The organism is Terriglobales bacterium, assembly GCA_035567895.1.
Lineage (GTDB): Bacteria > Acidobacteriota > Terriglobia > Terriglobales > Acidobacteriaceae > Gp1-AA112.
In genome coordinates, this window is the sequence record DATMPC010000049.1 from 1 (window position 1) to 25,244 (window position 25,244).

At 56.2% G+C, this 25,244-nt stretch carries 24 protein-coding genes and 1 riboswitch; of the genes, 7 read left to right on the forward strand and 17 right to left on the reverse strand.

The features are described 5' to 3' along the window. The 6 genes from VNX88_10040 to VNX88_10065 form a co-directional block, all read right to left on the reverse strand. Positions 1 to 5,133 (reverse strand): Ig-like domain repeat protein (locus VNX88_10040; GenBank protein ID HWY68996.1); only part of this gene is annotated, 5,133 nt, incomplete at its 3' end. Between the two features lie 365 nt (positions 5,134 to 5,498). After that, positions 5,499 to 5,741, reverse strand: coding sequence for a hypothetical protein (locus VNX88_10045; GenBank protein HWY68997.1), 243 nt, complete (start codon positions 5,739 to 5,741; stop codon positions 5,499 to 5,501). Further along, positions 5,681 to 6,142 carry a ParB/Srx family N-terminal domain-containing protein gene (locus tag VNX88_10050; protein HWY68998.1) on the reverse strand — a complete coding sequence of 154 codons (462 nt, stop codon included), beginning with the start codon at positions 6,140 to 6,142 and terminating at the stop codon, positions 5,681 to 5,683. Before VNX88_10050 ends, VNX88_10045 begins: the two co-directional genes overlap by 61 nt. Positions 6,143 to 6,629: 487 nt before the next feature. After that, entirely contained in the window at positions 6,630 to 7,478 is an 849-nt protein-coding gene (locus VNX88_10055) for a purine-nucleoside phosphorylase (GenBank protein ID HWY68999.1), read from the reverse strand. Positions 7,479 to 7,683: 205 nt separating this feature from the next. Further along, on the reverse strand, positions 7,684 to 8,913 hold the full coding sequence (locus VNX88_10060) for a NupC/NupG family nucleoside CNT transporter (GenBank protein ID HWY69000.1): 1,230 nt from the start codon (positions 8,911 to 8,913) through the stop codon (positions 7,684 to 7,686). Positions 8,914 to 8,951: 38 nt separating this feature from the next. Continuing rightward, complete coding sequence (locus VNX88_10065; GenBank protein ID HWY69001.1) at positions 8,952 to 10,289, reverse strand: thymidine phosphorylase; 1,338 nt, start codon at positions 10,287 to 10,289, stop codon at positions 8,952 to 8,954. 239 nt (positions 10,290 to 10,528) lie between these two features. On the opposite strand from VNX88_10065, the gene VNX88_10070 reads away from it, so the two are divergent. Both VNX88_10070 and VNX88_10075 read left to right on the forward strand, forming a co-directional pair. After that, entirely contained in the window at positions 10,529 to 10,783 is a 255-nt protein-coding gene (locus VNX88_10070; GenBank protein HWY69002.1) for a type II toxin-antitoxin system Phd/YefM family antitoxin, read from the forward strand. Continuing rightward, positions 10,780 to 11,202 carry a type II toxin-antitoxin system VapC family toxin gene (locus tag VNX88_10075; GenBank protein ID HWY69003.1) on the forward strand — a complete coding sequence of 141 codons (423 nt, stop codon included), beginning with the start codon at positions 10,780 to 10,782 and terminating at the stop codon, positions 11,200 to 11,202. Before VNX88_10070 ends, VNX88_10075 begins: the two co-directional genes overlap by 4 nt. Positions 11,203 to 11,268: 66 nt before the next feature. Here VNX88_10075 and cdd read toward each other — a convergent pair whose 3' ends face one another. The 10 genes from cdd to VNX88_10125 form a co-directional block, all read right to left on the reverse strand. After that, complete coding sequence (cdd, locus tag VNX88_10080; protein HWY69004.1) at positions 11,269 to 11,697, reverse strand: cytidine deaminase; 429 nt, start codon at positions 11,695 to 11,697, stop codon at positions 11,269 to 11,271. A gap of 69 nt (positions 11,698 to 11,766) precedes the next feature. After that, positions 11,767 to 12,441: a 1-(5-phosphoribosyl)-5-[(5-phosphoribosylamino)methylideneamino] imidazole-4-carboxamide isomerase gene (locus tag VNX88_10085; GenBank protein HWY69005.1), complete on the reverse strand. Its 675-nt coding sequence runs from the start codon at positions 12,439 to 12,441 to the stop codon at positions 11,767 to 11,769. Next, entirely contained in the window at positions 12,435 to 13,202 is a 768-nt protein-coding gene (hisF, locus tag VNX88_10090; GenBank protein ID HWY69006.1) for an imidazole glycerol phosphate synthase subunit HisF, read from the reverse strand. The genes VNX88_10085 and hisF overlap by 7 nt, the downstream gene beginning before the upstream one ends. Before the next feature lie 20 nt (positions 13,203 to 13,222). After that, positions 13,223 to 13,816 (reverse strand): imidazole glycerol phosphate synthase subunit HisH, encoded by a 594-nt coding sequence (gene hisH / locus VNX88_10095; protein HWY69007.1) that lies wholly within the window; start codon positions 13,814 to 13,816, stop codon positions 13,223 to 13,225. Next, a complete protein-coding gene (gene hisB, locus VNX88_10100; protein ID HWY69008.1) occupies positions 13,813 to 14,400 on the reverse strand; it encodes an imidazoleglycerol-phosphate dehydratase HisB in 588 nt (195 codons plus the stop codon). Before hisB ends, hisH begins: the two co-directional genes overlap by 4 nt. Next, complete coding sequence (gene hisC / locus VNX88_10105) at positions 14,397 to 15,518, reverse strand: histidinol-phosphate transaminase (protein HWY69009.1); 1,122 nt, start codon at positions 15,516 to 15,518, stop codon at positions 14,397 to 14,399. The genes hisB and hisC overlap by 4 nt, the downstream gene beginning before the upstream one ends. After that, complete coding sequence (gene hisD, locus VNX88_10110) at positions 15,518 to 16,762, reverse strand: histidinol dehydrogenase (protein ID HWY69010.1); 1,245 nt, start codon at positions 16,760 to 16,762, stop codon at positions 15,518 to 15,520. Before hisD ends, hisC begins: the two co-directional genes overlap by 1 nt. Before the next feature lie 13 nt (positions 16,763 to 16,775). Beyond that, a complete protein-coding gene (gene hisG, locus VNX88_10115) occupies positions 16,776 to 17,645 on the reverse strand; it encodes an ATP phosphoribosyltransferase (protein ID HWY69011.1) in 870 nt (289 codons plus the stop codon). Further along, on the reverse strand, positions 17,642 to 17,989 hold the full coding sequence (gene hisI / locus VNX88_10120) for a phosphoribosyl-AMP cyclohydrolase (GenBank protein ID HWY69012.1): 348 nt from the start codon (positions 17,987 to 17,989) through the stop codon (positions 17,642 to 17,644). Before hisI ends, hisG begins: the two co-directional genes overlap by 4 nt. A gap of 211 nt (positions 17,990 to 18,200) precedes the next feature. Beyond that, positions 18,201 to 18,449, reverse strand: coding sequence for a hypothetical protein (locus VNX88_10125; protein ID HWY69013.1), 249 nt, complete (start codon positions 18,447 to 18,449; stop codon positions 18,201 to 18,203). A 199-nt stretch (positions 18,450 to 18,648) separates the two neighbouring features. Here VNX88_10125 and VNX88_10130 point away from each other — a divergent pair, with 199 nt between their 5' ends. The 3 genes from VNX88_10130 to VNX88_10140 all read left to right on the forward strand — a co-directional run bounded on the left by VNX88_10130 (position 18,649) and on the right by VNX88_10140 (position 22,063). Beyond that, positions 18,649 to 19,269, forward strand: coding sequence for a helix-hairpin-helix domain-containing protein (locus VNX88_10130; protein ID HWY69014.1), 621 nt, complete (start codon positions 18,649 to 18,651; stop codon positions 19,267 to 19,269). Between the two features lie 77 nt (positions 19,270 to 19,346). Beyond that, positions 19,347 to 19,479, forward strand: a riboswitch (molybdenum cofactor riboswitch). Positions 19,480 to 19,563: 84 nt separating this feature from the next. After that, entirely contained in the window at positions 19,564 to 20,556 is a 993-nt protein-coding gene (moaA, locus tag VNX88_10135) for a GTP 3',8-cyclase MoaA (protein ID HWY69015.1), read from the forward strand. A gap of 748 nt (positions 20,557 to 21,304) precedes the next feature. After that, a complete protein-coding gene (locus VNX88_10140) occupies positions 21,305 to 22,063 on the forward strand; it encodes a hypothetical protein (GenBank protein HWY69016.1) in 759 nt (252 codons plus the stop codon). 384 nt (positions 22,064 to 22,447) lie between these two features. On the opposite strand, the gene VNX88_10145 is transcribed toward VNX88_10140, so the two are convergent. Next, positions 22,448 to 24,343, reverse strand: coding sequence for an ABC transporter ATP-binding protein (locus VNX88_10145; GenBank protein ID HWY69017.1), 1,896 nt, complete (start codon positions 24,341 to 24,343; stop codon positions 22,448 to 22,450). 171 nt (positions 24,344 to 24,514) lie between these two features. Here VNX88_10145 and VNX88_10150 point away from each other — a divergent pair, with 171 nt between their 5' ends. Beyond that, on the forward strand, positions 24,515 to 24,745 hold the full coding sequence (locus VNX88_10150; GenBank protein HWY69018.1) for a type II toxin-antitoxin system prevent-host-death family antitoxin: 231 nt from the start codon (positions 24,515 to 24,517) through the stop codon (positions 24,743 to 24,745). After that, entirely contained in the window at positions 24,742 to 25,125 is a 384-nt protein-coding gene (locus VNX88_10155) for a type II toxin-antitoxin system VapC family toxin (protein ID HWY69019.1), read from the forward strand. Before VNX88_10150 ends, VNX88_10155 begins: the two co-directional genes overlap by 4 nt. Positions 25,126 to 25,244: the final 119 nt, after the last annotated feature.

Below are 25,244 nucleotides of genomic sequence, written 5' to 3' on the forward strand. Positions count from 1 at the left end.
CGCGGTCGTGCTCAGGTTCGCGGTTCCGCTTACAACGCTCTGTGTGTCGCCGTTGACGAAGCCGGTGATGAGTGCAGTGAACGTCGGGTTCGCGGCTCCATAGGTGCGCGAAGCGTTCTGTGCTGTAACAGTCAGCACGGCTGCATTCACCGTCAGGGTGCCGTTGACGAAGGTGAAGGTGTAGTTGGTGGCAGTGAGCGTTCCCGCAGTGGCGGTGATCGCATAGCTGCTGACGCCCGACGCCTGTGTCGCGGTCGTGCTCAGGTTCGCGGTTCCGCTCACTACACTCGCCGTATCCCCGTTGACGAAGCCGGTGATGAGCGCAGTGAACGTCGGGTTCGCGGCTCCATAGGTGCGCGATGCATTCTGTGCTGTAACAGTCAGCACGGCCGCATTCACCGTCAGTGTGCCGTTGACGAAGGTGAAGGTGTAGTTGGCGGCAGTGAGTGTTCCCGCAGTGGCGGTGATGGGATAGCTGCCTGTGTTCGAGGCTGGTGTCGCGGTCGTGCTCAGGTTCGCAGTTCCACTTACTACGCTCTGCGTATCCCCGTTGACGAAGCCGGTGATGAGTGCAGTGAACGTCGGGTTCGCGGCTCCGTAGGTGCGCGAGGTGTTCTGTGCTGTAACAGTCAGCACGGCCGCATTCACTGTCAGCGTGCCGTTGACGAAGGTGAAGGTGTAGTTGGTGGCAGTGAGCGTTCCCGCAGTGGCGGTGATCGCATAGCTGCCGACGCCCGACACCTGTGTCGCGGTCGTGCTCAGGTTCGCAGTTCCGCTCACTACACTCGCCGTATCCCCGTTGACGAAGCCGGTGATGATTGCGCTGAAGGCAGGGTTCGCGGCTCCATAGGTGCGCGAGGCGTTCTGTGCGGTGACGGTCAACACCGCTAGGTTCACATTGACGCTCACTGAAGTGGTTACCGTCTCGTAATTGACCGTGTCCGCGGGAGTGAACTTCACCGACAGCGTCTGATTGCCTGCTCTCAGCACGGTGCCAGCTGGAGGCATGTATGTGAAGCTACCTGGCACAGTGGCAGTGGCGTTCAATTGCGACGCGCTGAGTGCTGTGCCGTAGGTAATGGCTGCCGGATTGGCCCAGGTGATCGTAGGCGTGGCCGGTAGTACCGTCAGCACCGTAGGATCTGAACTGATCCCATGTTGGGCTGCCGTAATGTTGCTGGACCCAACTGTGACAGCCGTGGCCAGTCCATCATCGGTGATGTTCACCACCGCTTGATTCGAGGAACTCCAAATCACGGAGGTGGTCAGATCCTGAGTAGTCCCGTCCGTGAAGGTGCCTTTTGCAGTGAATTGCTGTGTCAGCCCTTTAACAATTGACGCGCTCGTCGGGCTAACGCTAATCGATTGCAGCATTGCCGCGGTTACCGCAAGAGAGAACGTATTCGACGTGACACCGCCCTTGCTGGCAGTGATGCTGCTCAAACCCACTGTGACTCCCGTGGCCATCCCGCCGTTATCGATATTGACTACGTTAGGAGTCAAGGAGGTCCAGATTGCGGAGTTAGTCAGGTCCTGGGTAGTGCCATCGCTGAAGGTGCCAATAGCGGTGAACTGAATGCTCGTGCCCTTGGCGATCGAGGTATGGTCCGCCCTGATCATGATCGACTGAAGCACAGCCGGAGTGACGGTCAGTGTGAATTTGTTTGAAGTAACCCCGCTCTGCGTGGCACTGATGTCAGTCGAGCCGAGGCTGATTCCCGTAGCCACGCCTGCAGCATTGATGCCTGCGATTGTGCTATCGGAGGAATTCCAGGTTGCTGCGTTTGTTAGATCCTGAGTGCTGCCATCGCTAAACGTTCCGATTGCCGTGAACGGAACGCTGGTCCCCTTCGCGATGGAAGTCTTCGCAGCAGAAATGACAATTGACTCCAGCACAGCCGGAGTGACAGAGAGCGGAAAATTGCCGGACGTAACGCCGTTCTGAGTAGCGCTGATGTCGCTGGAGCCGACCGAAACACCAGTCGCGAGTCCGTTGGCGGTGATGGTTGCCGCACTTTCGTTGGAGGAATGCCAGCTCACAGAGTTCGTCAGATCCTGCGTAGTGCCATCACTGAATGTTCCAATCGCCGTGAATTGATCGCTCGTGCCTTTCGCGATAGAAGGCTCTGCGGCGCTGATGGTGATGGATCCTAGAGTGGCCGGAGTTACGCTCAGCGGAAGCGTATTCGAAGTGATCCCGCTGCGGCTGGCGCTGATGTTCGCGGAACCGACCGAAGCTCCGGTCGCCAAACCGGAGGCGCTGATGCTAGCTACTCCCGGATTGTCCGATTTCCACGTCACGACGGTACTCAAGTCCTGCGTCGTGCCATCGCTGAAACTTCCGGTAGCGGTGAACTGATCGGTCGTTCCTTTTGCGATCGAACCGCTGATGGCGTTGATAGTGATCGACTGCAGGGTCGCCGGCATCACGGTGAGAGTAAAGTTCTGCGTCTCATCAGGAATCACACCGTTGTGCGCGGTGATCGTAATTGGGAAACTACCGCTCACCGTGGGCGTTCCCCTCAGCGTTGCCGTGCTGTCATGGTTGTCTGTGAACGTGACATCATGCGGAAGCGTTCCTGCTTCCGTCAGATTCGGAATGGGGAAACCAGTCGCGATAACGTTGAACGAGCCGGCATCTCCGACCTTGAAGGTCGTGTTGTTTCCACTCGTGATGACAGGGGATTGATTGACCGCTTGGTTTAGTGGCGAAGACATGCTCGAGTGGAAGTTGGTATCACCGCCGTAGACCGCAGTGATCACGTGGGATCCGATGCCAAGCGTCGAAGTGTTGAATGTCGCCCGGCCGGAAGCCAGCGTACCAGTGCCCAGAGTGGTGGTGTCGCCTTGAAAGGTTACGGTGCCGGTAGGCGTGCCACCGGCGCTGGTGACCGTTGCTGTGAAGGTGACGGCGGCTCCGAATGTCGACGGATTCAGCGAACTCGCAACTGCCGTCGAAGACGAGGCCTGATTGACGGTCTGAGTCAGAGGCGAAGAGGTGCTCGACTGGAAGTTAGTATCGCCGCCGTAGACAGCATTGATGGCATGCGGTCCAAGGGCGAGTGTGGAAGTGTTGAAGGTCGCCTGGCCGGAAGTCAGCGCACCGGTGCCCAGTGTGGTGATGCCGTCTTTGAAGGTCACAGTGCCGGTCGGAGAGCCGCTGGTGCTTGTGACTGTTGCCGTGAAGGTGACGGCCGCTCCGAAAGTCGAGGGATTCAGCGAACTAGCCACTGCCGTCGCCGACGAAGCCTGACTCACGGTCTGACTCACCGCCGCAGACGTGCTCGACTGGAAGTTGGAATCGCCGCCGTAGATCGCGGTGATGACATGCGGTCCGGTGGCGAGCGTCGAAGTGTTGAACGTCGCTGTGCCGGAAGTCAGCGTTGCTGTGCCCAGTGTGGTGCTGCCGTCCTTGAAGGTCACCGTCCCGGTCGGTGTGCCGCCTGTGCTGGTGACGGTTGCCGTGAAGGTGACCGCAGCTCCGAAGGTCGAGGGGTTCAGCGAACTCGCCACTGCCGTCGCCGACGAAGCCTGACTCACGGTCTGGCTCACAGCCGAAGAGGTGCTCGCCTGGAAGTTGGTATCGCCGCCGTAGAGCGCGGTGATCGAATGGGGTCCGGAGGAAAGCGTCGAAGTGTTGAACGTCGCCGTGCCGGAAGTCAGGGTTCCTGTGCCCAGTGTGGTGCTGCCGTCCTTGAAGGTCACCGTGCCGGTCGGTGTGCCGCCGCTGCTGGTGACCGTGGCCGTGAAGGTGACCGCAGCTCCGAAGGTCGAGGGGTTCAGCGAACTCGCCACTGCCGTCGCCGACGAAGCCTGATTGACGGTCTGGCTCAGTGCCGAAGAGGTGCTCGCCTGGAAGTTGGTATCGCCGCCGTAGAGCGCGGTGATCGAATGGGGTCCGGAGGAAAGCGTCGAAGTGTTGAACGTCGCCGTGCCGGAAGTCAGGGTTCCTGTGCCCAGTGTGGTGGTGCCGTCTTTGAAGGTGACTGTGCCTGTAGGCGTGCCGCCGGTGCTTGTGACCGTGGCCGTGAAGGTGACGGCAGCTCCGAAGGTCGAGGGATTCAGCGAACTCGCGATTGTCGTCGAAGACGAAGCCTGATTGACGGTCAGGGCGAGGTTCTGCACTGCATCCGTGCCTACGCCGTTGTGCGCGGTGAATGAGATCGGGAACGAACCGCTGGCAGTCGGAGTTCCGCTCAGCACTCCGGTGGCGGTGTTGAACGTCACACCTGCCGGCAGTGCACCGCTCTCGCTCAGCGTCGGAGTGGGGAAGCCGGTCGCCGTTACCGTGAATGAACTGAGTGAACCGAGAGTGAACGCGGTGTTGTTCGCGCTGGTGATGGCGGCCGCCTGATTGACGATCAGCGTGAAGTTCTGCGTTGTATCCGGAGCTGCGCCGTTGTGCGCGGTAATCGTGATTGGGAAATTCCCGGGGACCGTCGCTGTGCCGCTTAGCTTCGCCGTGCCATCGTGGTTGTCGGTGAAGGAAAGCCCGTTTGGTAAGGATCCGACTTCTGTCAGCGTAGGAGTGGGGAAGCCGATGGCTGTGACGGTGAACGAACCGGCAGTGCCTACCATGAACGCTGCGCTGCCTGCACTGGTGATCGCGGGCGCCGTGGCTGACTGGAAAATTGCGAATGGAGAGAAAGAGGTAACGCTTCCGCAGACCGTGTGGTTTGCCGTGTCGACCGAGATCGTTACATCGACCCAGGCGCTCCCGTTGTAGTGAAAGAGGCGTGGCGAATTCACGAACGTAATCGCTGTGTAATTGATGCAAACGGTAACGGTGCCGGAAAAGACCGCCGTAGTGGACAGGTCGAAGTACTGTGCGGGGTTGCCGACAAGGAATCCGGCAGGAGGCGCCGCCCCGGTGCTCGCCATTGTGAGGGAGGTCATTCCCCCCTGGGTAACGTTGCTGAACGTCAATTTGGCAGGCGTTGCGCCGTTTGCGTCTGCCGGTTGAACGGAGACGTTTGTTCCCGTCGACGTATTGTTTGTTGTTGGAGGGGGCGAAGAACTGGATGAGAAGTTGTTAGATCCGCCCCCACCGCCGCATCCGGCCGTCCAAAGCGCCAGGCTCACGATGAGGACCATCGCTCTTAGGACAACAGTCCCATGCTTGCCAAACATCATTTATTTCTCGTGCAGTTTTGGTGTTTGGGCCCGACTGAACTTGAGACGGAAACAAACTTCAACCGAGGCTGTGGGGGACTAACGTAGCCTCTTAAAAGGGGATAACAGTATAGTACTTTTCCGATATTAGGGGTTATAAAATTGGGTACCGCTGAAGGCAGTCCAGAGCCCACTCGTCACTTATTCGCAGGTCGGAAAGAAGCAAGGGAAGCCGCCAACTGCGCATCAAGCCAGTCTCCCTTCTCCTAGAACTCTCTCCCTGTTCTCTCAGATATCTCTCCCTGTTAATTTCGCGGAACCTGGCTAAAATTGAGAAATCCAGCCGATTTTTGTCGATTTCGCTCTCTGCTAACTTTTTCTCCCTGTTAATTTAGCGAGACAGACAAACGCGGAATCAACGCCTGAAGCAGTCGGGCGAATTGTCCCTTAATCTTCTGCCCAATCTCCAGAACCTCTGCGTGGTTAATCGGCTGGTCGAGAATCCCCGCCGCCATGTTGGTCACCACCGATATGGCGAGCACTTTCATGCCGCAGTGGCGCGCGACAGTTAACCTGAGGTGTCGGGTGACAGTCCTTGGATCAATAGATCGATTTGGGGCACTTCGAATCCAGTAATGTCCAGGTTGAAGTCAAGATTCAGCGCGGCCAACTCTTGGAAATGTTCCCCTAACAACGCCTCATTCCATTCGGCGTTTTCCGTCAATTTGTTATCCGCGATCATGAACGCAGTGGCCTCGGCGTCGGTGAGGTGGTCGACCGAGATGGTTGGCACTTGTTCAATGCCAGCCAGCTTTGCGGCTTCGATGCGCCCGTGGCCAGCGACAATTTGATCTTGGGCGTTAACCAGGACGGGAACGATGAACCCAAATCGCAAAAGGGCTCGGGCTAGCTGATCTAATTGTTTCTTGCTGTGTTTCCGCGGGTTGCGGGAATTAGGCTTGAGCTGTGAGGTGGATCGATAATTGACTGATATTTGAGGAGCACATAGCGACGGATTCTGGTTTAGCATTTGTGCACTTTCCTTTTATGCAAATTTGCTTACCTTTCATTGGCATGTGTCCTCTCAATTTTTTTTAGTGAGCGGCAAACTCACGGGAGCAAGTTTACCCCGGAAAATCTTTCGGCAATACTCAAGAACGCAGACGAATCTTTTTCAGAGACATGCTTAGGCTCACTCGCGCTACGTGACGTACCAAGTTGTCGCTCGCTGCCTTAGTCGAACAGACTCGATCACAATCGGTGCGGCGAACGCGCATGGAGACCAACGGAAGCAGCTTCCTGCTTTTTGTGAGGCTCCAGCGCACATGGATTGGAGCAATTCCCCTGTTATTTCGTTCGAATTCCCTGTTCAGCCCTCGTTTATTCCCTGTTCCGCTGCAATTAATTCCCTGTTATTTTCCCGCCCAAACAGCAGCAATCGCGAAATCCCCGCTAAAGACGCGGATTTCTGCCAGAGGCCAAGAAGGCCCCGGAAATTTTCCCTGTAAATTTCCCTGTTAATTTAGCGAGCTCGTCAAACGCGGAATCAACGCCTGGAGCAGTTGGGCAAACTGACCTTTGATCCTCTGCCCAATTTCCAGAACCTCCGCGTGATCAATCGGCTGATCGAGAATTCCTGCTGCCATGTTGGTCACCACAGAGATAGCCAGCACCTTCATGGCGCAGTGTCGTGCCACCACCACTTCTGCGACCGTGGACATGCCGACAACGTCTGCTCCGATCGTTCGCAGAAATCGAATTTCCGCCGGTGTTTCATAGCTCGGCCCCGGCACGGCAGCGTACACACCTTCGTAGATGTCGACGCCTTGCCGTTTTCCTTCGGCCAGCGCGAGCGCCCGCCATTCTTTTGAGTACGCTTCGGTCATGTCAGGAAAACGCGGGCCAAAACGTTCTTCATTCGGGCCCATCAATGCATTTGTACCTTGCAGGTTGATGTGATCGCTGAGGACGACCAGGCATCCGGGCTTGAGCTTTGGACCTATTCCGCCCGCGGCATTCGTAAGCAACACTCCCTTGATTCCCATGCGGCAAAACACGCGCATCGGAAATGTGACGCGTGCCATGCTGTGACCTTCGTAGTAATGCACGCGGCCTTGCATGGCTGCTACGGCAACATCTCCGACTCGGCCGATTACTAGATTCCCCGCGTGTCCTTCGGCGCTCGAGACCGGGAAGTTCGGAATCGTGGAGTAGGGAAGCACGACACGATCTTCCAGATCGTCGGCGAAAGCTCCTAAACCGGACCCCAAAACGAGTGCGAGCCGTGGACGCAGCGCGGTCTTGCTGAGGATGAACTCAGAGGCTTCGCCCGCGTGCGACCACTGGTCCGTCGCCTGAAGCTTCATAATTCACCACGGAGGCACGGAGACACGGAGAGCGGCAAAACAGAAACGTGAGTAAAGGATGAAGAAGCAAAGAGGATCGAAACGGCTTGATGCGCGCACACTGATGCCTGCGCGATGTTTGATGTATGGCTGATTCCGGTTTTAGTCCTCAACTCGCTTTTCTCCGTGCCTCCGTGTCTCCGTGGTGAAAGACTTTCTTGGTTAATCAATGTTGCACCAGGAGACTCACGATCGAAGCCGACATTAAATTCGCCATCGTGCCTGCGAGCATCGCGCGAAATCCGAGCTTTGTTAATTCAGACCGTTTGTTTGGAGCCAGCGCGCCGATTCCCCCGATCTGAATTCCGATGGATGAGAAGTTGGCGAAGCCACAGAGCGCAAATGTCGCGATCGTTACGGATCGCGGATCCAGCGCATCCTTCACGACTCCCAAAGACTGATATGCAATCAGTTCATTGATCACCATACGAGTCCCAAGCAAGTTTCCAACCGACACCGCATCTTTCCAGGGAATTCCGATGGCGTATGCGACGGGAGCAAAGACATGTCCAAGAAGACTCTGAAGGCTGTCCGGAAACCTTGCGATGTGCTGGTGAATTCCACCGAAGATACCATTGATCAGTGCGACCAGCGCGATAAAGGAAATCAACATGATCGCGACATTGAAGGCTAACTGGCCGCCGTCGATGGTCCCACGGGCAATCGCGCCAAGGATGTTATCGTCGCGGTGCATATCCTCCTTGGACATCTCAACTTTACCTTCTGTCTTCGGCGTTTCGGTTTCCGGCACCAGCATCTTCGCCATGAGAATCGTGCCGGGCGCAGTCATAATTACGGCTGCGAGTAGATGCTCAGCCTTGGCGCCAAACGCAATATAGGCTGCCATAATTCCGCCCGAGACATGCGCCATGCCGGCGGTCATGATCGTCATCAGCTCAGAGCGTGTGCACTCCGGCAGGAATGGGCGAATGGTAAGCGGGGCCTCGGTCTGGCCCATGAAGATTGAAGCGGCTACGTTGAGCGATTCCACGCCGCTCACTTTCATCGTGAGCTTCATCAGCCACGCAAAGAAGCGAATCACCAGTTGCATGATGCCGAGGTAGTACAGCACCGCGAAGAACGCGGAAATGAAAATAATCGTCGGAAGCACCTGAAAGGCGAATACAAATCCGACCGGGGGCAAGTTAATACCGAGCTGCCCAAAAACAAATGCCGCTCCGGCTGATGAGTAAGAGAGCAGTTTGGTGACGGCGTCGCCCGCCGCTTTCATGAAGTGTTGGCCAAAGGTCCAGCGCAGCACGATGAGTGCGAAGACGAGCTGCAGTCCAAGCCCCCAAAGAATAGTTCGAAGACGAATCGCTTTGCGATTCGTAGAAAATACGTACGCCAAGCCAATAATCCCAACCATGCCGATCAAGCCTGTAAGTCTGATCATTCGTTGGTTCTCTTCTCTCGTGGATTTGAATAGCCCGGCTAAGAAGCGTGCACCGCTGGCGTAGAACTTCCTTCAATCACCTGGCGAATCAATTTCGCAGGCGCCGCAGTTTGCTTTGCACTTATCTGGTAACTCGATGCGATCAAGGACTCGGCTTCTCTGAGGCGCGCGTCGGAATTGTAGTGCAGCGTGCAGATCGGCTCGTTTTGAGCGACAGCGTCGCCGACTTTCTTGTGCAGAATGATTCCCACGGCGTGGTCAACCGCATCTTCTTTCTTGTCTCGTCCGCCGCCGAGCACCAGACTTGCGATTCCCACGTGCTCTGAGTTGATCGAGTGAACATAGCCGGCATGTGGGCTGCGCACCTCGCGACGATTGCGAGCACGCGGCAGCTTGCTCACATCGCGCAGAGCCTCAGCATCTCCGCCCTGAAGCAGAGTGACTTCGCAGAACTTCTCAAAGGCCGAGCCATTCGCGATCATCTGTTTGGCGAGCGTCCGTCCCTGCTCGACCGAGTCTGTCTTCTCTCCCAGGTAAAACATCCATGCAGAAAGCTCGATACTCAAATCGCGAAGATCGGCTGGTCCACGGCCTTTGAGAACTTCGACGCATTCGACTACTTCCAGCGCATTTCCAACGTACAGTCCAAGCGGCTGATCCATGTTGGTGATTAGTGCGACCATGCGCTTGCCGATGCGGACTCCGGTCTCGACCATCAATTTGGCCAAGTGGACGGCGTCGGCCTCTTTCTTCATGAATGCGCCCGAGCCCGTCTTCACGTCGAGCACCAGCGCGTCGATGCCTTCGGCGATTTTCTTGCTCATGATCGACGCGCAGATGAGAGCCGGGCTCTCTACAGTACCGGTCACGTCGCGCAGCGCGTACATCTTCTTGTCGGCGGGCACGATCTTTTCCGTTTGTCCCACCAGCACCATCCCGCATTTGGCAAGAACCTCGCGCATTCGGTCAGGCGCGAGACTTACATTGAAACCCGGAATAGCCTCCAGCTTGTCGAGCGTGCCGCCGGTGTGTCCAAGCCCGCGTCCGCTGATCATCGGCACCAAAAGGCCGCCAGCGGCCACAATCGGTGCAAGGATGAGCGAAGTCTTATCGCCTACGCCCCCGGTTGAGTGTTTGTCGACCTTCTTTCCCGGCAGATCAGACCAGTCGAGCGTCACTCCGGAGTGCAGCATCGCTTCAGTGAGCGTTGCGATCTCCTTCCCGGACATCCCGCGCAGCAACACCGCCATCAGCCAGGCTGCCATCTGATAGTCGGGAAATTGAGCCTCGGTATATCCGCGGACGATGAATTGGATTTCTTCGCGCGTGAGTTCGTGCCCGTCACGCTTCCTGCGGATGAGATCGACAATACGCATGCGATGCGCCCAAAGGCGTCCAAGGCTCCTGAAGGTTGTGAAAGTGACAGGCAAGATTACAGGAACGGAGGGTGGCTGAATAGAGTGTTTTCGTCTCGTTGTCGCAGATTATCACCGAGCCAGTGCGGTCGGTAACGTTGGTTCCCAATACTTCCGCTAGGCAGAAGGCATTGCTTAAATTTGTGATGATGACTATCATGACCCATGTGACCATTTAACGAGTTTGAGGAGATTCCCGAGTGAGTACTCATACATGGACGGTTGCTGAGGCAAAGGCCAAGTTTAGTCAGGTGATCGAGCGAGCGAAGTCGGATGGGCCACAGACTATTACCCGCAACGGACGAACGGCTGTGGTAGTTGTGGCGGCAGACGAGTGGGAGCGGAAAACAAAACGTAAGGGTAATCTCGCCGAATTCTTCGCTTCTTCGCCGCTACGTAATTCCGGCGTGAAGATCAAGCGCTTGCATGGCAATCTGCGGAAGATTGACTTGTGAGCTTTTTGCTGGATACGAATGTTGTATCCGAGTCGATAAAGCCGTATCCGAATCCCGGTGTGACTGAGTGGCTCGCCGGGGTAGATGAAGATCGCGCCTTTCTGAGCGTTGTGACACTGACTGAGCTGCGCTACGGTATTGAGCGCATGCCGGCTGGCACGCGGCGGAAGCGCGTGACCGCTTGGCTGGAAGACGAGCTGCTATTGCGCTTTGAGGGAAGAATTCTGACGATTGACGCGACAGCCGCTGATCTGTGCGGAAGAATCATCGCAAGGAGTGAAGCTGCCGGGCATCGAATTGAGCCACTGGATGCTTTTATTGCCGCCACAGCCGAATTTCATCGGCTTACTCTGGTAACTCGCAATACTGCAGACTTCGAGCCAGTTCTGAAGGACATCCTCAATCCGTGGACCAAGTAAGTTGAGGCGGCCGGTAGTAGACCAATCGTCCGGCTCCCCTAGTTGGTTCGCCAATCACGTTTCGTCTTAACTCAACGATTCCGAACTAAAGCTGTGCGGCAGGAGCTCGCGCATCGAGCTGCGCTGGATGCCCTTTGGTCCTATATAAAAGATGTCAGCGTCGGGACCGAATTCGCTGATGACTTGCCGACACGCGCCACACGGAGAGCAAGCCACATTACGATCGTTGACGACCGCAATTGCACGAATTTTCACTCTCTTGGCTCCGAGTTCCGAGACGGCTGAGAAGATCGCGGTTCGCTCAGCACAGTTGGTTAATCCATAAGAGGCATTCTCGACGTTACACCCGCTGAACACTTCTCCGCCCTCCAGCAGAACGGCTGCACCCACTCGGAATGTCGAATAAGGAGCGTACGCATGTTCGTATGCCCGTTTGGCCGTGGCGATCAAGTCGTCTTGTTGCGTGGAGGTAAGTTCCTGTCTCGGCGAGCTCATTGAGAAACAGGGTACAGAAAAACCAGGGGACAGGGAACAGGGGACAGGGAACAGAAAAATCAGGATTGCTCACACTGCAAGTGTGCCGGTGTAGATGGCCATTCCCACAACGGCATCTATGCCCATTCGATCGAGCCTATCGATTTCTCCGCTCGTCGTTATGCCGCCGGCCACGATCAATTTGTTGCCGGTTGCGGCGCGAAGATCATCTAGAATTTCAAAAGGAAATCCCTGCATCAGACCTTCTGTATCAATATGCGTGTAGAGGAATGCTGAGCAAAAAGCTTCAAGTTGCTGGATAGCGTCAGCCGGACGAAGTCTTGTGCTCTGTTTCCATCCCTTAACCGACACAAATCCACCTCGCGAATCGACAGCAAAAATGAGGCGCTCGGGCCCGAGCTCCTCGGCGAGAGCCTTGGCAAATTCGCTATTTACTCCGTCCACAGTGAAGAGGGAAGAGCCGATGATCGCCTTGCGTGCCCCGTCCGAGAGTGCTGCCCGAACCTTTTCGAGGGTGCGCAAGCCTCCGCCAACCTGACAGGGAAGTTCGGCGCAGAAGTCTTTCACCATCGCATGATTGCTGCCATTTCCCATTGCGGCATCGAGATCAATAACTTGAACCATCGGAAACTTCATGAAGCGATCGACCCACTCGGCGAAGTTCCCGAACTCGAGCGCCTTGCGCTCGCCTTGTACGAGTTGAACGATCTTGCCGCCCATCAGGTCGATGGAGGGGATCAGCACGGCAGCCTCATCGGAATGTTTTTCGATTGTAGAAATGCCTTGAGTTCACGAATGTCCTGTACCCCGAAGTGGAACACTGAAGCAGCAAGCGCTGCGTCCGCGCGGCCAGTCGCGAAGACTTCAACGAAGTGATTGCTCGTTCCAGCGCCGCCAGAGGCGATCACGGGAATCGCAACTGCTGAACTGACGGCCTCGGTTAGGCGACAATCGAATCCGGCTCCAGTACCATCGCGGTCCATGGATGTAAGCAGAATCTCCCCCGCGCCGTGTTGTTCGGCTTCTTGAGCCCACTCAAGCGCTTTGCGTCCTGTCGGCGTGCGGCCACCTGCGACCAGAACGTCGTAATTGGTTCCAGCACCGTTGCTTCTTGCATCAATAGCAACCACCACGGCCTGTGACCCAAAGCGCGCGGCAATCCGCTCGATCAGGCTCGGATCCCGCACTGCGGCGGAATTAATGCTGATCTTATCCGCACCAGCATCGAAGATCGCCGCAGCATCCTCAAGTGTGCGAATCCCTCCGCCGACCGTGAAGGGAATGAACAGTTCTCGTGCCGTGCGTTTGACCGTATCGATGAGAGTGCCGCGATTCTCATGTGTCGCCGAAATGTCGAGCAGAACGATCTCGTCCGCTCCGGACTCGCTGTGGGCTCGAGCGAGCTCGGCAGGATCGCCAGCGTCGCGCAGGTTCAGGAACTTAGTTCCCTTTACTACCCGTCCAGCGTCGACATCCAGACACGCAATGATTCGTTTCGTCAGCATTCTTGAGAAGGATGATGTAGTCAGAGATCGCAGAAGTTTCTGAGCAACCGCAAACCAACCGGCCCAGATTTTTCAGGATGGAACTGCACGCCAAAGAGATTGCCGTTCTCGACCGCCGCTGAGTAAGTTTCGCAGTAGTCCGTCGTCGCAACCGTGTCTGCAGTAAGAGGCGCGCAGTAGGAGTGGGAGTAATAAACGAATGATCCCGAGTCGATGCCATTGAGCAGCCGGCAATCACGTACTTTGGCGATCTGATTCCACCCAACGTGCGGCACTTTCAAATCGCGCGACTGAAACCGCTCACAGTTTGCTTGGATAGCTCCCAATCCGGGAACATCGGGAGCCTCGCTGCTGCCAGCCATCATCCACTGCATTCCGACACAGATTCCGAGAAAGGGCTTACCTGCCGCGATCCTTTCCTGCACAGACTCGCGCAAGCCAGTGCGGTCCAGTTCCGCAGTGGCAGCGAAGTGCCCCACGCCGGGAAGAATGACTTTATCCGCACTGCTTACCAGCTTTGGATCATCCGTGACAGTGGCTCTCAGACCTAAGTGTTCTAAAGCCTTCTTTACCGACATCAGATTGCCGGCTTTGTAATCAACAATGGCGATCACAGCAGTCCCTTGGTGCTGGGCAACATCTTCGCGAGTCGCTTGTCGCGCGAGCAGGCAAAACGCAGCGCCCTGGCGAATGCCTTGAATAGCGCTTCGAGCTTGTGATGATTCGAGCGGCCATACAGCGTCTTTACGTGAACATTGGCTCGCGCGCCACGAGCAAAGCCTTCGAAGAAGTCATGCGCCAGCTCCGACTGGAAATCGCCGACGAGACGCGTGCGAACCTTCGGATCTATTACTGCAACCGCTCGTCCGCTTAGATCAACCGCAGCCATTCCTAAAGTTTCATCCATCGTCATCAGGAAATATCCGGCGCGTAGAATGCCTTTGCGATTTCCGAGCGCCTTATCGAATGCTTCACCGAGTGCGATACCCACATCTTCAACGCTGTGGTGCTGATCGACATCGAGATCGCCGTTGCAGCGCAGGTGCAGATCAAAAGCTCCATGACGAGCGAACAACTCCAGCATGTGATCGAAGAAACGTATACCGGTTGACACCTCATACTTGCCGCGTCCATCGATGTTGAGCGAAAGGTCGATCTGCGTTTCGGTCGTCTTGCGTTTTAGCCGGGCGGTTCTCATCCTGCGCTTCCTGTTGTGGTGCTGGCCCGATTCTCCGCAGCGGGCGACCAGCCTATCGCTTTCAATACTTCCGGCAGAGCCATTAGCAGGCGTTCGGTGTGTTCCACCGTGCCCACAGTCATACGAACACATCCATTGCATCCCGGATCGTTGCTGCGGTCACGCACGAGAATGCCGCGATTCCGCATTTCAGAGACGAAGTCCTTGTGCATAGGACCTATGTTGGCCAGCACAAAGTTAGCCTGGCTGATCCAATATGGAACTTGATGACACGTGAGCTGAATCATCAAACGCGCACGCCCTTGTTTGACCTGCCGGACATAGTCTGCGAGAAACTCCCGATCGGCGATTGCATGCGGTAAGCAGGCGAGTGCGATTCCATTCACGTTGTAGGGCGAAGCGACTTTGCGCACCATAGGCATCTGAATGCTATTTCCGGCAAGCACGCCGATACGCAACCCTGCTAATCCATATGCCTTAGAAAACGTCCTCGCCACGAAGAGATTGGGAAAGCGTGCGACCCCATCAAGCACAGTCTCTCCCCAGAAGTCGTAGTAAGCCTCATCGACTAGCACTGCGGCTTCTGGAGCCGCATCCGCAATACGCAGCAAATCCGCTCGTGAAGCGACGGAGCCCGTAGGATTGTTGGGGCTTGCGAGAACAATCATCCGAGTTCTTCCCGTAATGGAGCTTAGGATGATCTCCACAGGAAATCGGAATCCCCGCTCGGGATTGGCCTGAATTGCAGTCACCTTCGCGCCAGTGCTCTGCGCGTAGATCTCATACATCGAGAACGTCGGAACAACGATCAGCACTTCGTCACCAGGCTCAAGGTATGTTTCGCAGAGCAAGTGAATTGCCTCGTCGACGCCATTGGTGAGCAACACCTGGTCGTGTGCAAGCCTGAGAAATTCGGCCATCAGACGCTCCGTAGGAGCGCGTTCCGGATACTTCGTGAGTTCGCCGGCTGCAATCTGCCTCAACACTTCCGCAATGCGCGGCGATGGAGCCTCTGTATTCTCGTTGAAGTCGAGACGCAGACCATCTCTTCCGCTAAGCGGGGGATGGTATTCCTTCATGTCTCGCACCGCGGTTCGTGCCTGCAGAACCTTCTCCATTACGCGCCCACCCTCACGGCAATCGACTGCGCATGCGCTACGAGCCCTTCTGCCTGGGCCAACGTGCTGACGTCGCGCGCGATGGTCTGCAGTCCTTTCGCGGTGAACTCCTGGACGGTAATGAGCTTCACGAAGTCGTTTACGCTCAAGCCGGCTCGGAAGCGCGCCGAACCTCCAGTGGGAAGAACATGGTTCGGGCCGGCGGCGTAGTCGCCCGCAGCTTGCGGCGAGTAGTCGCCGACAAAGACCGATCCCGCGGATTCGATTTCAAGTACATCTCGTTGCGAAGCTACCGTGATGTGTTCCGGAGCGAGCTCGTTCGCGATTCGAATTGATTCTTCGGGCGACGACGTCACGACTGCGTAGCCATTTTTTCTGAGTGACTGCCGCGCAACGTTGTTCGCCGCCGACTGGCGCTCAGTCTCCTCGACTACTTGCTTCGCGAGCTTCACGTTCGAGGTAATGAAGATTGCGAGGGCATCCGGATCGTGCTCAGCCTGTGCCACCAAATCCGCTGCGATAAAACATGCATTTCCCACGTCGCTGACGATTACAACTTCGGTTGGTCCGGCAAGCATATCGATGGAGCAGTCGAATGCGACCAGCTTCTTCGCCGCCGTAACAAACACATTTCCTGGGCCGACGATTTTGCTGACGCGGGGAATTGTCTTCGTACCGTAGGCAAGCGCAGCAATGGCCTGCGCACCGCCTATCGAGTAGAACTCTTTGATGCCGAGTAGCGATGCCGCCGCTAACGTCTCAGGAGCGGGACGTGGAGAGACCACGACGATTCGCGACACACCAGCAATCTGCGCCGGGATTACGGTCATTAGGAGCGTTGAAGGCAGGGGATGACGTCCGCCAGGCACGTAGCATCCTACTGACTCGAGCGGACGAATCATTTGTCCTAGTCGTACGCCGCTCTGAACATCGCGCATCCACTCCTGCGGCTTCTGCCACTCGGCAAAACGACGGATGTTCTCCGCAGCGGTTTCGAGCGCAGCGCGAAACTCCGAACTCACTTGACGCCACGCACCGTCGATCTCCGACTCGCCGAGACGAAACGCCTTGCTAGTCAGGCCATCGAACTTGCGGCTGTAGTGAAACAGTGCTCCATCGCCCTTCTTTCTGACATCGGCGACGATCTTTGCAACGGTCTTCTCCACCCGCGCAAGATCAAGCGCGCCGCGATTCGCTAATCGCTTGAGCACAGCTGCACCGCGTTTGCTGGTGATGAGCTTCATTCGTCCTTCCCGGTCACATCACGATTTTGTTCAACGGATACTCCACAATGCCGCTGGCATTCGCATCTTTCAGCTTGGGCAACACGTCGCGTACGACGCTTTCTTCGAGGATCGTGTTCACGGCCACCCAGTCACGGTCGTTCAACTCAGAGATCGTCGGACTATTCAATGCAGGCAAAACCGCCAGAACGTTATTCAGATCGCGTTTCCGCACATTGAGCATCAGTCCAACGCGCCCTTGAGCGTCGATGGCGCCGCGCAGCATAAGCGCGATGTTCTCGATCTTCTTTCGCTTCTCGGCGGATTGCCATGCTGCCTTGTTGGCGATGAGCTGCGTCTGCGACTCACAAACGGTCTCGATGATGCGCAGCCGATTGGCGCGAAGAGAACTGCCGGTTTCCGTGACTTCCACAATGGCATCGGCCAGGATCGGAGGCTTTACTTCCGTCGCTCCCCACGAAAACTCGACCTTTACCGGAACATTCTTCGACGCGAAGTAATTCTTGGTCGTATTCACCAACTCCGTGGCGATGATGCAATTTCTCAAGTCTTCGGGCCTCTCAAAACGGGAATCCTGTGGAACTGCAAGTACCCAGCGTACTTTGCCTCGGCTTTGTTTCGCATAAACAAGGTCGGTAACGGTCTCCACTTCGAGTCCGCTTTCGAGAACCCAATCTCGGCCTGTGAGTCCGGCATCCAGGAAGCCATGCTCCACATAGCGCGCCATCTCCTGCGCGCGAATCAGCATGCACTCAATCTCTGGATCGTCGATGGAAGGGAAGTACGAGCGGCCGTTTGCGTAGATATTGAAGCCGGCACGCGCGAACAATGCTACCGTTGCATCCTGCAGGCTGCCCTTAGGAATTCCAAGCCGGATCCTCATCGGACTTCCTCAGGCGCGGCCGTAAGCGCGATGCTCTTGGTGAAGCACGATCGCGTGCCCTCGTGGCACACGAGCCCATCGCCTTCGACTTCTACGCGGAAGAGAAGGCAATCGTTGTCGCAGTCCGTAGCGGCGGAGATCACGCGGAGTCGGTTCCCAGAGGTCTCGCCTTTCATCCACAGCTTTTGGCGCGTGCGGCTGAAAAACGTTACGTAACCAGATTCCAGCGTCTTCTCGTACGCTTCCGAATTGGCGAATCCTACCATCAGCAGCTCGCCGTTAACGTTGTCCTGAACGACCACAGGTACAAGGCCGTCCATCTTCTTGAAATCGATTTCCTTCATTTGTTCTCCGTGGCCCGCCGCGCCGCGTGCTAAAACACAAAGCCCGCTGCGCAATCTGCGTCAGCGGGCTTAATCTCTATGATTGCTTCTGAACTTATTCGCTAGAGAGCTCCGCCGACACGTTCGCCGCGTGATGATGATGGCGATGATGGCGGAGTGAACTCATCTCTACTGGCGCTAAAGATACATGGCGCGCGAGCGCCGTGTCAAACTAGTTGGTCGCCTTGCCGTTCGACTTCTTCTTATTCTTGTGATTTCCCAAAGCGATGTCGGCCAGCTCCAAATAGCGGTTGCCGGCGGCCTCAGAGCTGCCGTGAATGATGGTCCGCGGCGTCTGTTGCTGCTGCGTGTGTCTACGCATCAACTCTTTGTCGACCCAGAGGCCTACCGGATGGTCATCCGCTTCGGCCAGGATCGTTCGCTTAGGACGAGCCTTGAGCTTCTTAACCTTTGCAGACATATCGAAAATTGTAGGGAAGGTGCTCACAGAGAATACAACATCAATGTTACGTTGCAATAGGAAAAACTATTTAGGAACGCCAACAAACGCCTTAGTCAGAGTAGCTCGAAACGTAGCGGAGAAACTCAGGACGCAATGCTTTTCAGAATCATTCTGTTACACTCGGCACCGTTATCTTGGAGGACAGGAGACCCTACCCATGAACCGAAAAAGACTTTTCACTTTACTCTTTTCCCTCATGCTGGTCGCAACTTTGGGATACGCGCAAGCGACGGCCCCTAGTACCAGCTCAGACCAGACCACGACAACCACTAAGTCCAAGAAGACAAAGAAGCCGAAAACCAACGACGCCGCCTCCGATGTGAAGGAAGGTACCGAGAAGGCGGCCGAAGCCACAAAGAGCGGCGCGACGAAGACTGCTAAGGCGACAAAGTCTGGCGCCGAAAAGGCCGCCACAGCAACAGAGAGTGGGGCGGAGAAGGCTGCAACCGCAACCGCGCATGGAACTGAAAAGGCCGCCAAGAAGACCGCAAGCACGACCAAAGATGTGGCAGAGGGAGTGAAGTCCGGCGTCACTGGTAAGAAGGCCACGACCGCAAAGCTCGACATCAATACAGCCACAAAAGAGCAGCTTCAGGAGTTGCCGGGCGTCGGCGATGCCTATTCACAGAAGATCATCGATGGTCGTCCGTACAGCGCGAAGAACGATTTGGTACGCAAGAATGTCGTTCCGCAAGCTACGTACGACGGAATCAAGGATCAGATCATCGCGCACCGCACCACCGCCAGCGCGAAGAAGCCAGCCAGCGCTCTGAAATAGTCGCCAGCGATTCCCCTTGAACCCTCTCCAGCGGAGAGGGTTTTCTTTTCCCGCCCATGCGTAGGGGCAACTATAATCACCCCAGAGGTTTTCGATCGTCCCAGCCTTAGGCATACCTGGTTGCGGCGACGGTGCCGGAGTAATCCGGCCGAGGGTGTGAGTGGAAACGCTCGCGCCTCCCGTTTGGAAAGGAAACCACCCGCCAATGCGCCGTTTGCAGGCGTGTCCCTCTCCTTCTCTCCAAACGAATTTCGAATCCTCTGAGTGGCGTCGTGGTCTAACACTGAGTAAGTCATGACTTTGCACGACAAATTCGGACGCGCGATTACCGATCTGCGCATTTCGATAACCGATCGCTGCAATTACCGTTGTGTCTATTGCAGAACTGGGAATGAAGGCGCGCAGTACGCGGACTTGAAGCTTGAAGAGTATCTCCGCATGGTGCGCGTAATGGTCTCCCTGGGAATCGAGAAGGTCCGGATTACGGGCGGGGAACCGCTGCTCCGTCGAGGTGTGGTCGATTTCGTCCGCGAAGTCTCGCAATTACGCACCGCAAGCGGTCACAAACTCGATATCGCGATTACAACGAACGGTCACTTGCTCGAAGATCTGGCTCAGCCATTGAAGGATGCCGGGCTGAACCGCATCACCGTAAGTATGGACGCCGTGGATCCGGAGAAGTTCGCGCGCATCACTCGCGTCTCCGGCGGATTCGAGCGCGTTCTCGCCGGCGTTCGGGCAGCCAAACGAGCAGCTCTGGATCCAGTCAAGGTGAATTGCGTGCTGTTGCGCGGGTTCAACGAAGACCAGATCGTCGAGTTCGCGAAATTCTCCCGCGATGAAGGCGTTATCGTCCGCTTCATCGAGTTCATGCCGCTCGAAGAAGATCGAGTCTGGAGCCCTGAAGTTGTAGTGACTCTGGATGAAATCGTGAAGAAGCTCTCCGCCTGGAAGCCAATACGGGAACTGCCAGGCAACACGCTCAGCGAAACAGCTCGCCGCTATACCTTCGACGATAGAGTGGGAGAGATCGGGATCATTGCTCCTGTCTCCAAGCCATTCTGCGGGCACTGCTCCCGCATCCGCATTACTTCCGACGGCAAGATCCGCACCTGCCTGTTCTCACTATTCGATCACGATCTCTATGCCGTGATGCTGCGCGGAGGAGACGACGCCGAAATGGCCGCGTACATCCGCTCAGTCGTGGAAAAGAAGGAAGCACGCCATCACATCGGCGAACCCGGCTTCATGCAGCCGTCGAGAAGCATGGTGCATATAGGAGGGTGAGGAAGAATCGGGTGATCGGGCCATCGGGTGATCGGGTGAAGTAAGAAGTGGGTAACTTCCGGAGTTGTATTTCAAACGCCGAAACCAGAATCTGGAATCGCAAGACGCAGTGAATATGCATCGGGTTTACTTCACCCGATCACCCGATGGCCCGATCACCCGATTCTTCTGCAGCTGTTAACTCTTTTACAATCAGCCGCTGTAACTCGCTCTGATTACCATGCAACACGTCACGTTCTCTGCCCATCTGACTGGGGGAGTCCCTGTTTACCGATGAGTTATCGTGCCAACAAGCCTTTTGGCAGACGGAAAACGGATCTGTCTACATCCGCCAGAGAGAGCAGCCACTGGCAACAGATCCGACGCGACGTGGAGGAGGACTCTAGCGGACTCATTCGCCGCTATCTCCGTCTTTCAGAGAAGATCGTGGGATCCGAGAACGAAGTGAAGATCTCGCAAGTGGATCGTCAACCAGTGAACCGTCAACCAGAGGAAGTCCCGGATAAAGGGCAACAAGAGCAAAAGGACCGAGCTGCCTGACATCTCTTGCACATCTACCTGATCTCCAGTTTTCCTGACGCCTTTAGACTTTTCCCCTCTGGTATTCGCCCCAGTGGACGGCGCGAGCCCCTCCCAGATTTAATGGTGGCGCTGATCCCATTCACCTAGGAATCACTGAATCGCTACCGCTTAACGCACGCTATTCAGTCGACTCGGCCACCCAAAGCACAAATCGAGGAGCACTGCTATGGCTACACTCTTTGACTATCCGCGGCTGACCATGGTTGGAGTCACCTTCTTACTTTTAGTCGCTGTTTATCTGGGCGGTCGATCTGGGAGAGCGCGGCCGTTCGGCGAGGATGAGCGCTCGCAGATGGGAACCATACAGGGCGCCATTCTGGGCGTGCTCGCGCTTCTGCTGGGATTTTCTTTCAGCATGGCTTTGCAAAGGTACGATACGCGCCGGAAACTTGTGGTGGATGAGGCAAACGCCATCGGCACTACCTATCTCCGAGCCGACACGCTGCCTGATCCCGCAAGAGACAAGGTTAAGCAGATCTTGCGTGAATACGTAGATACCAGACTCGCCTATGTCGCCGCTGGAACTGATACGCAAGCAATCGCTGATGCACTTCGACACAGCAAGCAGCTGCAGGCATCGCTTTGGCAAGAGACGGCTCAGGTCGCTCTTCGTCAGCGGGATGATGTCACGTCTTCCTTTATGAGCACGGTGAACGAAACCATCGATCTCGACGCGAAGCGTCAGGCAGCGCTGGCAAATCGCATTCCCGGATCGGCATGGCTGCTGCTGATCGTCTTATCCGTACTCGCCTGCTTTGTAGTCGAATACGGCGGGAGCCGGCACGTGAGGTTAATGCGCGCGGCCGTGCCGTTGGCCATCGCCTCGATTCTCGCGCTCACAGCAGATCTTGATTCCCCACGAAGGGGCTTCATCAATGTGAGCCAGAAGACGATGGTCGACCTCCAGAAGGATCTACGGAAGTGAACTATACCGGTTTGACTGTATGTATCCCCACACTGCGATATCCCTGTTGAGCGGGGGAGGGTTCCCGCGCACTTTCACCTGGGCGGGAGGCCGGAGTCGCAACATCGAAACATCTTGAACACGGAGGACACGAAGGACACGGAGGAAACATCACAGACGAGAATAGGGATTGGACGGATACAACCTAGATTTAACGGGTACGCCTACGTCGGTTGACTTATGGCGAATCTCAAAAACTTTCTTCGATTCGTCCAAGCCGTTTCACCAGTTAAATCCTTGTTCTAGCTTTCGGTCTTGCGTCTTACCTCTGTGTCCTCCGTGCCCTTCGTGTTCAAGGCTTTTGCTGTGTCTTGTTTTTTTTGCCTACGCCAGGCCGGGAGCGCGCTAGCTCACGTTCCCGCGCAAAATATCTACCGAATCGGGAATGCGAGCTCCGCGCGCCTGGGATTCCGCGGCTTCTTCCACGGCGTCTCCTTCACCGGGCGCGAGAAACAAATTCTTCTCCAGACCGTGCTGCTTCGTATACAGCTCGAAGTAGCGGCCGCCGCGCTCGTAGAGTTCTTCGTGGGTGCCTCGTTCGATGAGATTCCCGCTTTCGATTACGAGAATCTGATCCGCGCGACGAATCGTGCTGAGCCGGTGCGCGATGACGAAGGTTGTTCGGCCACGCATCAGGAAAGACAGACCTTCCTGAATAAGAGCTTCCGATTCTGAGTCGAGACTCGAGGTGGCTTCGTCGAGAATCAAAATTCGCGGATCGGCCAGAATCGCACGCGCGATTGAGATTCGCTGGCGCTGTCCGCCGGAGAGCTTGACTCCTCGCTCTCCGACTATGGTTTCATAGCCCTTCTCAAAACGTTCCGCAAATTCGTCGACACGCGCGATGCGACAAGCGCGCAGAATCTCTTCTTCGCTCGCCTCCGGGCGCGAAAAGGCCACGTTCTCGCGAATGGTTCCATCGAACAAAAACGACTCCTGCAACACGACGCCAAGCTTCGTGCGGTAGGAATCGAGGCGCACATGGCTAAGATCAACCTCATCCACGAGGATGCGTCCCCTCTGCGGCTTGTAGAACGCCGAGAGCAGGCCGATGATCGTGGATTTCCCCGAGCCTGAAGGCCCCACCAGGGCGGTCACAGTTCCGGGGGAAGACTGAAACGATATGTTGTGCAGAACTTCTTTGCTCTGATCGTAGGAAAAACTGACGTTCTGAAACTCAATGTTGCCAATGATCTCGGCCAGAATGATCGTGCGCTGCGTATCGACGTCCTCGGGACTCTCGCTCAGGACTTCGCGTGTACGTTCCAAGCCGGCCAGCGCCTCGGTGATCTGCGTCCCGATCGCCACTACTTGCAGCATGGGCGCGATTAAAAAGCCCATAAACATGGTGTACATGAAAAAGCCGCCGACAGTCAGCGTTCCCGCCAGGATCTGCCGTGCGCCGAGGTACATCACCGCGGCGCCGACGATTCCTAGCAGCACGGTTGATGAGAGGCTCATCACTGAAGTCGCGGTTAGAGTTCGCAGGACATTGTTGAGAAGACGGGTAACTCCGGTCGTGAACACTGCATGTTCACGGTCCTCGGCGTGATAACCCTTGATCACGCGCACGCCGCCGAGGGACTCGGTGAGGCGTCCACTCACCTCGGCATAGATCTTGCTGCGCTCGCGAAAGATCGGACGAATGGTTCCGAATGCCTTCTTCAGCGCCAGCGAGAAGATCGCAATGCAGACGAACGCGATCGTCGTCATCGTGACGCTGATCCGTATGAGGACGATGAACGCAAGAACGGCCGTCAGCAATCCCCCGAGAAAGTCCACGAGTCCAGTCCCGATCAGGTTGCGCACGCCTTCAACATCGGCAAGGATGCGCGTAACCATGGTTCCCGTTTTGGTCGAATCGTAGTAAGCAATCGGGAGTCGCCCAACATGCTCCTGAATCTGCCGCCGCATATCGGCGATCAGCCGCTGTGCTGCCTTCGACAGCAACTGCGTGAGCGCGAACGACGTAATGCCCTGGACGATGGTCGCGGCAATCACCGCGATCACGATCTGCTGAAGACGGAACACATGCCTCTTCACGATCACATCATCGATCAGAAACTTGGTGGAAGCGGGAAGCACCAATCCAGCAACACGGTTGATCGCCATCAGCAGCAGGCCGATGCCAAGAAGAGCCCTCCGCGGGCGAATGAGAGCCCAGATTTCAGGTAAAGCGCCCTTGAGTTGCTGGAGTGCTGGAGGCTTGGGTTTGGTTTGAGCGATGGCAGCAGTGGCCATAACGATAGGGTACAGGTTACAGGAATAGGGAACAGCTAGCCATTTGGGCGGGGACTTGGACGAGTAGCGTTGAAGTACCGCCCGCAGCAGCGGGTGGGTGAAGGCGAGCACGAAACAGGCTGTAGGAACAAGCTTGACACCCAAATTCCACTTAGCTAATATTCTTAGCTAATGTACACCGTACACCAGGCAAAGACGAATCTTTCAAAGTTGCTGGAGGAGGCCGAGAGCGGAAAGGAAGTCGTGATTGCGCGTGGCAAAACACCGGTGGCGAAGCTGGTCGCGATCGGTACAACAAAAAGGAAGCGCACTCCCGGTAGATACAGGCACTTGATCAAGATTCATCCTTCGTTCTACGAGCCGATGACCAGGGACGAGCTTAAGGAGTGGGGCATCGAGTGAGATCGTTGCTCGATACGCATGCCCTGTTGTGGTGGCTACAGGAACATCCCTCGCTTTCCAGCAAGGCTCGTCGAGCGATTGCCGCAACTGAGAATCAAATCTCAGTGTCGGCTGCGACCGTTTGGGAACTGGCGATCAAAAACAATTCCGGCAAGTTGGAGATATCAGCGCTACTGGACGGCTTCGAAAGCAAGCTCGCCGAGGAAGGAATGCTGGTGTTGCCGATTTCCCTTGATCACGCGCTCCGCGCCGGTGCTCTGCCCAATCACCACAAGGATCCGTTCGATCGCATGCTGGTCGCTCAGGCTCAGGCAGACGGCTTTTCTGTCATTAGCAACGACACGATCTTCGATCGGTATGGAATACGGCGTATCTGGTGAATGCCGCCGTTCGGGCAGCAGAACCATGCTCCGAGATCCAGGCGGCTCCTAGAATCACGTTTCACCACCTCGACATTTTGCAAGCTTGGTTTGGGCTAGGAAATTCCGCGGCATTCAGA

What these genes read in the sequence shown, in the direction of transcription:
- VNX88_10050 (HWY68998.1), bottom strand. Translation starts at nt 6,142, where the DNA reads ATGCTAAACCAGAATCCGTCGCTATGTGCTCCTCAAATATCAGTCAAT.
- VNX88_10055 (HWY68999.1), bottom strand. Translation starts at nt 7,478, where the DNA reads ATGAAGCTTCAGGCGACGGACCAGTGGTCGCACGCGGGCGAAGCCTCT.
- VNX88_10060 (HWY69000.1), bottom strand. Translation starts at nt 8,913, where the DNA reads ATGATCAGACTTACAGGCTTGATCGGCATGGTTGGGATTATTGGCTTG.
- VNX88_10065 (HWY69001.1), bottom strand. Translation starts at nt 10,289, where the DNA reads ATGCGTATTGTCGATCTCATCCGCAGGAAGCGTGACGGGCACGAACTC.
- cdd (HWY69004.1), bottom strand. Translation starts at nt 11,697, where the DNA reads ATGAGCTCGCCGAGACAGGAACTTACCTCCACGCAACAAGACGACTTG.
- hisF (HWY69006.1), bottom strand. Translation starts at nt 13,202, where the DNA reads ATGCTGACGAAACGAATCATTGCGTGTCTGGATGTCGACGCTGGACGG.
- hisB (HWY69008.1), bottom strand. Translation starts at nt 14,400, where the DNA reads ATGAGAACCGCCCGGCTAAAACGCAAGACGACCGAAACGCAGATCGAC.
- hisC (HWY69009.1), bottom strand. Translation starts at nt 15,518, where the DNA reads ATGGAGAAGGTTCTGCAGGCACGAACCGCGGTGCGAGACATGAAGGAA.
- hisD (HWY69010.1), bottom strand. Translation starts at nt 16,762, where the DNA reads ATGAAGCTCATCACCAGCAAACGCGGTGCAGCTGTGCTCAAGCGATTA.
- hisG (HWY69011.1), bottom strand. Translation starts at nt 17,645, where the DNA reads ATGAGGATCCGGCTTGGAATTCCTAAGGGCAGCCTGCAGGATGCAACG.
- hisI (HWY69012.1), bottom strand. Translation starts at nt 17,989, where the DNA reads ATGAAGGAAATCGATTTCAAGAAGATGGACGGCCTTGTACCTGTGGTC.
- VNX88_10125 (HWY69013.1), bottom strand. Translation starts at nt 18,449, where the DNA reads ATGTCTGCAAAGGTTAAGAAGCTCAAGGCTCGTCCTAAGCGAACGATC.
- VNX88_10130 (HWY69014.1), top strand. Translation starts at nt 18,649, where the DNA reads ATGAACCGAAAAAGACTTTTCACTTTACTCTTTTCCCTCATGCTGGTC.
- moaA (HWY69015.1), top strand. Translation starts at nt 19,564, where the DNA reads ATGACTTTGCACGACAAATTCGGACGCGCGATTACCGATCTGCGCATT.
- VNX88_10140 (HWY69016.1), top strand. Translation starts at nt 21,305, where the DNA reads ATGGCTACACTCTTTGACTATCCGCGGCTGACCATGGTTGGAGTCACC.
- VNX88_10145 (HWY69017.1), bottom strand. Translation starts at nt 24,343, where the DNA reads ATGGCCACTGCTGCCATCGCTCAAACCAAACCCAAGCCTCCAGCACTC.
- VNX88_10150 (HWY69018.1), top strand. Translation starts at nt 24,515, where the DNA reads ATGTACACCGTACACCAGGCAAAGACGAATCTTTCAAAGTTGCTGGAG.